General features: G+C 60.8%; 7 protein-coding genes. 1 reads left to right on the top strand and 6 read right to left on the bottom strand.

The window, feature by feature from the left end; genetic code table 11:
- Positions 1-301 precede the first annotated feature (301 nt).
- Positions 302-1726 (top strand): aminotransferase-like domain-containing protein, encoded by a 1425-nt coding sequence (locus tag ACW9JE_RS26595; RefSeq protein ID WP_457434442.1) that lies wholly within the window; start codon positions 302-304, stop codon positions 1724-1726.
- Between the two features lie 106 nt (positions 1727-1832).
- Here ACW9JE_RS26595 and ACW9JE_RS26590 read toward each other — a convergent pair whose 3' ends face one another.
- From ACW9JE_RS26590 to yfcF, 6 genes are all read right to left on the bottom strand, one after another.
- A complete protein-coding gene (locus tag ACW9JE_RS26590; RefSeq protein ID WP_457434441.1) occupies positions 1833-2633 on the bottom strand; it encodes an N-acyl homoserine lactonase family protein in 801 nt (266 codons plus the stop codon).
- A 14-nt stretch (positions 2634-2647) separates the two neighbouring features.
- Positions 2648-3607, bottom strand: coding sequence for a diiron oxygenase (locus tag ACW9JE_RS26585; RefSeq protein ID WP_224533683.1), 960 nt, complete (start codon positions 3605-3607; stop codon positions 2648-2650).
- Positions 3608-3674: 67 nt separating this feature from the next.
- A complete protein-coding gene (locus ACW9JE_RS26580; RefSeq protein ID WP_224533684.1) occupies positions 3675-4433 on the bottom strand; it encodes a TauD/TfdA family dioxygenase in 759 nt (252 codons plus the stop codon).
- Between the two features lie 18 nt (positions 4434-4451).
- Positions 4452-5327 carry a branched-chain amino acid aminotransferase gene (locus ACW9JE_RS26575; protein ID WP_457434440.1) on the bottom strand — a complete coding sequence of 292 codons (876 nt, stop codon included), beginning with the start codon at positions 5325-5327 and terminating at the stop codon, positions 4452-4454.
- 31 nt (positions 5328-5358) lie between these two features.
- Positions 5359-6711, bottom strand: coding sequence for a KamA family radical SAM protein (locus ACW9JE_RS26570; RefSeq protein ID WP_457434439.1), 1353 nt, complete (start codon positions 6709-6711; stop codon positions 5359-5361).
- A gap of 30 nt (positions 6712-6741) precedes the next feature.
- Entirely contained in the window at positions 6742-7386 is a 645-nt protein-coding gene (yfcF, locus tag ACW9JE_RS26565) for a glutathione transferase (RefSeq protein WP_457434438.1), read from the bottom strand.
- Positions 7387-7610 lie beyond the last annotated feature (224 nt).

Raw genomic sequence — 7610 nt, 5'->3', positions numbered from 1 at the left:
ACAGTCGCCAACTCAGGCACTGCGATCTGTCAGGTAGATTCGGTATTCAGGTTTTACGACTGCTTCGCAGCCGGACGCAGGCTTCGCCAGCTGCTACAGAACCGTGTCATGGCCTGACTGATTGCCAAGAGCCCCGCCCCGCGCGGGGCTTTTTATTGCCCGCGATTCGGGCAAATACGCGATTAATCTTCCAGTATCGACGGCAGTACTTCCCTTTACCCAACAGCACCACGGGTCCGCCTGCGGGGAGCGCCTTTCACTTTCCAGCCCAGACCTCAGTGGTGCAACTGCCGAGGTCATCATGAACACGACTCCGTTGTACCGCCAACTGGCCAATCACTACCTGGACGCGATCCGCAGCGGCACCCTGAAAACCGGTGAGCGCTTTCCCTCGATCCGGCTGATGATGGAAAAACACGCCATCAGCCTGTCGACGGCGGTGCAGGTCTGCCGCGAGCTTGAAGACTATGGCGTACTGGAAGCCCGCCCGCGCTCGGGCAACTACATCCGCCAGCCCGATACCCCCGCCAAACCCACTGCAAGCCCTTCGCCGCCGCCGCTGGATACCGGTGCCTACGTCGGCATCCATGAGCAAGTGTCGGCGGTGCTCAAGGCCAGTCAGCGGGCGACGGTGAAAGTCAATTTCGCCAGCGCCTACTGCGCGCCCCAGTTGTATCCGATCAAGGCCCTGCAGGACAACATGATCAAGGCTCTGCGCCAGGATCAGCACCTGTTCGAAACCACCGGCACCACCGCCGGCAATATCGCCTTGCGCAACGTGCTGGCCCGACGCGCGCTGACCAGCAAGACCCACGTGAGCGCCGAGCGCATCGTGATCACCAACGGCGCCACCGAAGCGATCAACCTGGCGTTGCGCGCGGTGACATCCCCCGGCGATACCGTGGCCGTGGAGTCGCCGACCTTCTACGGCCTGCTGCAAATCCTCGAAAGCCTGAACCTGCGGGTGCTGGAGATCCCGGCCTCAAGCCACAGCGGGATCAATCTGCCGGCCCTGCAACAAGCGCTGCAAGGCCCCGAGCCGATCAAGGCGCTGATCGTGATTCCCAATCTGCACAACCCGCTGGGCAGCATCATGCCCGACGCCAACAAGGCGCGACTGGTGCAGCTGTGTGCCGAGCACGACACGGTGCTGATCGAAGACGACACCTATGGGGATCTGGTGGACAGCGAGCAGCCGCTGTCCACGCTCAAGCATTGGGATCGCAGCGACAACCTGATCTATTGCGCCTCACTGAACAAAACCCTGGCGCCTGGCATGCGCCTGGGCTGGATCAGCGCCGGCAAGTGGCACGACCGCGTGGAGATGCTCAAGCACACCCAGTCCCGCGGCTGCGAGGCACTGACGCAACTGGCGGTCAGTGCGTTTATGGGTACGCCATCGTATGAGCGTTATCTGCGGCGCTTGCGCAACACACTGGCGCAGCAACGGTTGCAAATGAGCCTCGGTATTCTGCGCAATTTTCCACCCGGCACCCGGGTGAGCACGCCGGAGGGCGGGACCTTGTTGTGGGTGGAATTGCCGAGGGAGCATTCGTCGATGGCGTTGTTTCAGGCGGCGTTGAATGTGGGCATTCAGATATCCCCTGGAGGGATTTTTTCTAATGACAAACGCTTCGATCACTTTGTGCGGATCGGGTGTGGGGCGCCGTATTCGCCGAAGATCGACGAAGCATTACAGACCTTGGGACGACTCCTGTCCCTGTAGGAGCGAGCATGCTCGCGATGGACGACAGGACACCGCGGGGTGTCAGGCTGCCAGCGTCATCGTTGACGACCATCGCGAGCGTGCTCGCTCCTACAGGGGTGGTGTTTTAACGGGGGTTTTCGTGGAGGCAGATGATATGCGGGTCATCATTCCAATGCGGAAAACGCTCGGCAATCTGCGGGTCGTGGCCGGGGATGACGTGGTCTTCGCTGTCGGCCAGGCGATCGATTTCGGCGAAGGCTTCGAGGGTTTGCGAGAGGTCGTCGAGGATCGGAAACGGGCTGCGCTCGCGAATGTTGACCCACAGGTGCGCCGCATCCGATGCCAGCACAATCCAGCCCCGCGCGGTATTGACCCGCACCACCTGACTGCCCGGCGTGTGCCCGCCCACCGCATGCAGGGTCACGCCGGGCAACACCTCGGCGGTGCCACGGTGCAGGCGCATGCGCCCTTCGAACAGCGGCGGCAGCGCCGACATCACGTCCTCGACCTCATAGGTTTTGTTCACCGTGCGATGGGCCATTTTCGGCCCGGTGCAGAAGCGCAATTCGGCCTCCTGCAGATGCACCGTCGCCTTGGGAAACAGGCCGAGATTGCCGGCATGGTCCCAATGCAGATGCGTCAGGATCAACTGCTCGACCTGCGTCGGATCGATGTCCAGCTGGCGTAGGGATTCTTCCGGCAGACGAAACATCTGACGGTTGCGCCGGTCTGCCGTGGCCGGTTGAAAACAGGTGTCGACCACGATCACCTGCTGCTGATCGCGGATCACCCAGAAGTAGTAATCCAGGGGCATCGGCGCATTCGGATCGCCACAGCAGGCGTCGTAGAGAAAATTCTCTTTGGCGGTGCGCTGGGCATTGGCGCCGACACGGATGGCGAACACTTCGTACTCGGGAACGGACATACGATTCTCCAGATTCAGGCGGCGGCGTTGGTTTTGAGGGTCGGGCGGAAATCGAAGTCGATCAGCTCGCTGATCCCAAGGTCCTGGGCCAACTTATGCAGGCCGCTGTAGTCGCGCATGATGGTCGCGTTCTTGCTGCCCTCGCGGGTGTCGGCAATGATCTGCGCGGCGTCCTCGACCCCGAGCTGAGTCAGAATCGCCTCCCACATCGAGTAGTCCTGGGCGACAAAGGCACTCAGTGCCACCGACAAGGTCTGTGCGAAAAATCCCTGCTGCTCAGGCTGCATGTTGGCGTACATGACCTTGGCCACTTCGGCCAGCACCTTGCTGTGGGCGTACTCGTCGCGGTTGTGCAACTCGGCCACGCGGCGGTTTTGCGGCTGAATGCTCTGGTCATCCGCCAGCAGGTCCAGATAGGCGTTGACGCTGATCTCGGCCACCACCGCGAAGGTGATCGCCGCCAGGTCTTTCTGCCACTGCTCGGACAGGGTTTCCCGCAGGGCCTGCAAGCGCAGGTAGGTCACGGACGGCGGCAGGTCCAGGTCCTGATCGATGGCGCGCTCCAGCTTGGTTCGCTCGATGGCCCGCAGGTGCATGAGCGTGTGGTAGTGCTCGTCGATCAGGGTCTGCTGCATGGCCTCGCGAAAGTGCCAGTTGTCCTTGCCCAGGTATTGATTGGCGATGACGCTCAGGGCCGGGTTGACCACATGTTCCTCGGCGGTGACGGTGCGCAGGTTGTAGCCGATCCAGCCCCAGGTCACCACGTTGCTCTTGAGGTCGTCGCTCAAGGCCTGGAATTTTGGGTGGTGAAAAAACGGCACCATTCGCTCCGGGTAATCCGGGCGTGCCGGGTCGAAGACTTCCTCGACCGAGGTCTTTTCCGGCGAGCAGACCGTAGCCCGTCGGGTCCAGGCCTGGTTGAGCCGCACGACCAGTTGATGATCGACCTTGGCGATCTCGATTGCTGTTTGCATGACGCGATACCTGTAGGACGCGTACCCGCTAACGGGTACGCAAAAAGAAAAATGAGCGCCGGAAAAATCAGGCCAGCCAGTAGCGGGTCAGGTGCCGCGCCGGGTCGGTGTAGCGACTGCGGGCGTGGATCATCCGCCAGTTGTCCCAGATCAGCATGCAGCCTTCGGGGATCAGCACCGGGGTGTTGTGCTCGATGAAATACGCCTCGCCAAGCACCGCGAATTTGGCCAGCGGCGAGCTGTTGTTGCTCACTTGGGACTGTTCCAGTGCTTGCTTGGAGGGGTTCACATCACCGTAGTGAAACTGGTTGTAGCTGAAGCGGAAAATGTCGCCGTCCTCGGTGGGCGTGAGGATGTATTCCTTGACTCGGGTTTGTGCAGGCTCGCCCGGTTTGGCCGTGGCGACGAACTCCACCGGCGTGTCATCCAGCCATTCGCGTAGCTCCGGCTCGCTGCGCTCCAGCGACTTCAGAAACTCATAACCATCCACCAATCCCGTGTGCCCGCCACCACAAGTTGCCTGCTTATGGCAATGCAGCGCCAGGTAGCGCGGCGGCGGGCCGTACACCGGTGCCTCGGTGTGCGGGCCGATACCGTTCATGCTCTGGGAATACGGCAGGTCTTCGTAACCCGGCTTGCGGGTGATGGCGAAAGCGGTCTGGCCGTTGAACTGCGGAATGACCGGACCGAACTCGTGCAATGCTCCTACAACGTCATGGGCGAATTCGCCGGGGGTCAGGACAGTCCAGCCGCGGGACGACAACTCGTCATGGCGATGGCCCAGCGAGACGTAAGGTTTGGACGCAACAATCCCTGGATTTGACATGGTGAGATTCCTGGCGGTTTATCGGGCGTTGACGGTTGAGGTGTAGGCGGCAATCAGCTCGCGGCAGGCATTGCCCGGCTGATAGTGATGCTCGTCGATGCTTTGTACGGGCGTGACTTCGGCGGCGGTGCCTGTCAGAAAACACTCTTCGAAGTCGCCAAGCTGTGTAGGCAGAATCGTGGTTTCGACCACCTGATAGTCCAGGGCCTTCGCCAGCCCGATGACGGTCTGTCGGGTAATGCCATCGAGGAAGCAATCCGGCAGCGGCGTGTACAGCGTCCGCCCTTTGACGAAGAACACATTGGCGCTGGTGGCCTCGGCGACATGCCCCCGCCAGTCGAGCATCAGCGCATCGTGGTAGCCGTTGTCTTCCGCGTCGTGCTTGCTCAGCGTAGCGATCTGGTAATGCCCGGACGCCTTGGCTTCAAAGGGGCTGCTGTTGGGTGGCGGACGACGCCACGCGGCGGTCTTCAAGCGAATGCCGGCCATGCGCGCCGCCGGGTCGAAATAGCTCGGCCACTGCCAGCAGGCAATCGCCACATGCACGCTATTAAACCGCGCCGAGGTGGAAATCATCTCGCTGCCGCGCCAGGCCACCGGCCGCAGGTAGCCTTCGACCACCTTGTTGCGCTTGAGCAATTCATGGCTGGCCGCTTCCAGCTCCTCGAGGTCGAACGGGATGACGAAATCCATCAACTGCGCCGAGCGATACAGCCGCTCGGTGTGTTCACGCAGCTTGAAGATCCTGCCGTTGTACACCCGCTCCCCTTCATAGACCGTGCTTGCGTAGTGCAAGCCGTGGGTCAGTACGTGCAGACGCGCCTGGGACCACTCGACGAACTCGCCGTCGAGCCAGATCACCCCTTCGCGTTGATCAAACGGGATACTGCTCATGTCCTTATCTCCCCATTGTTCTAGAAATTTCCTACGCCGTTTGCAGCAGCACCGGTATCAATTCGGGCGTCTGTTCCAGCAATCGCTCAGGCTCGGTCTGAAAGAAAAACCCGCGTTCGCCAAAGGCCGGGCGCAGCTGGTCGAACCAGGTCGCCTGCGGATCGAATCGCGCATAGAAAGTGCGCAATACCCATTGCGGATCCCGGGCCTGGAGGAACTGCAGCACGAAGACTTTTTCCCCGGCGACGGTCTCGATGCCGTTGATCAATACCTTGCCGTAGAAGGTGCTCATGGACGGACCGCGCACCGTCCGCGCCAGCCCCGACACCGTGCGGTACGCCGCCTGGAAGATCTCGAACGCCCGCGCCAGCGGCATCGCGAAGTAATGGCTGGGGCCGGTGTCACGCTCAACGAACATGTAATAGGGCACCGCTCCCAGGCGCACGCCTTCGGTCCACAACGCCGCCCAGTCTTCCGGGTTTTCGTTGATGTGGCGGATCACCGGCGCCTGCATGCGCACCGTTGCGCCGGTCGAACGAATGCGTTCGACGGCTTGCCGGGCGATGTCCTGGCGCAGCTCCACCGGGTGGTTGTAGTGGCCCATGACCGACAGGTTTTTCCCCGCCGCGATGATTCGCCGAAACAGCTCGAGCAACTCCGGCGCATCCTTGTCGCTGACAAATCGCTGCGGCCAATAGGCCACGGATTTGGTGCCCAGGCGGATGCTTTTCAGATGCGGCAGCTCCAGTAGCGGCTCGATGTAACTGGCCAGCGAACGGGTGTTCATGATCAGCGGATCGCCCCCGGTGATCAGCACATCGGTCACTTGCGGATGCACCTGCAGGTAGCTCACCAGCTCCTGGGATTCCCGGGCGTTGAATTTGAGTTCTTCCTCGCCGATGAACTGCGCCCAGCGGAAACAGAATGTGCAGTACGCGTGACAGGTCTGACCGGCGCCGGGGAAAAACAGCACGGTCTCGCGGTACTTGTGCTGAATGCCCGGCAGGACTTTTCCGTCGAGGGTGGCGTTGTTGTGCGTCAGCTGCCCGGCCGGATGCGGATTCATGCGCAGCCAGATCGCCTCGATCTTGCGCTTGATGGCCGCGCTGTCGTCCAGCGCGATCAACTGCTTGAGCGCGGCGTATTCGTCCGGCAGCAACATGTCCTTGTGGGGAAAGGTCATACGGAAAATCGGATCGTCGGGAATGTTGTCCCAGTCGATCAGCGTCCCCAGTACGTATTCGTTGGTGCGAAACGGCATGACCCGGGCCACCACGTCCATGGCCTCCTGCAGCGCAGGCGTGAGCTTGTTCCAGTACGGCGTGTCGCGAATGGTGCGCGAGTTATAGGGTTTGTATCTTTCGTGCTCCGACAGTCCCTGCATGGCAGCGCTCCTGGTGTTGGCTGGCGGTAATTACTGAATGGCCGGCGCTACGCGCTCTATGTCCATCCATGCCCGAACGCTGTCGCGGTCCCATTGGCGGCGCACGTAGGCCGCGAGCCGGGCCGGCACCGGATCGCCGTTGGCCACCAGGCGGTTGAGCATGATTGCCAGGTCGGTGTCGGCGATGCTCCAGTCGCCGAACAGGTTCTCGGCGCCCTCCTCCAGCAAGCGATCGGCGACGAAGAACAGGCGATCCGCGGCCGCTCGGGCTTCATCGGAAAGCGCGGTGTCTTTCTTGCCGAAGTACACCAGGTCAAACGGGCGCTCCTTGCGCACCACCAGCAGATCGCTGCGCAGCCAGGCTTGAAGCTGACGGGCGCGGGCCCGTTGCTTGAGGTCCTGGGGGTAGAGTTTTTTATGGCCCGGGGAGAGTTCTTCCAGATATTCGGCGATGGCGGAGGATTCCGACAGTGCGAAATTATCGTGAACTAATGTGGGGACTTTGCAGGTCAGCGAAATATCCCGGTAATTCGCTTGATAGTTCTCTTTGGCTTTCAAATCCACTTTTACAAAGTCGAATGAAAGTTGTTTTTCCTTGAGAGCAACAAAAGCCGACATCGCAAACGCGCTAATAAAATCTGCACCGACATACAGTTTGAGCTTTCGGTTTTCCATAGAACACTCCATTGCAATGGCTGCATTGATAAATCTGCATTGGAAGTGATCGTATTAAGTTGGTTGGGGGCTGGATAGATACAGAATTTGTGAGTTTCAATCGATACAGAAAGTCTGCGGACGAAGCGATTTGCAGCAGCTGGCGAAGCCTGCGCCCCCTGTAGGAGCGAGCACGCTCGCGATGGTGGTCAACGATAACGCGGGGCATCAGGCTAGACGACGCG

It is taken from the genome of Pseudomonas sp. SDO55104_S430 (assembly GCF_054070595.1).
Note: the sequence above shows the minus strand (reverse complement) of the source record. Positions and strands in the feature narration are given on the sequence as shown.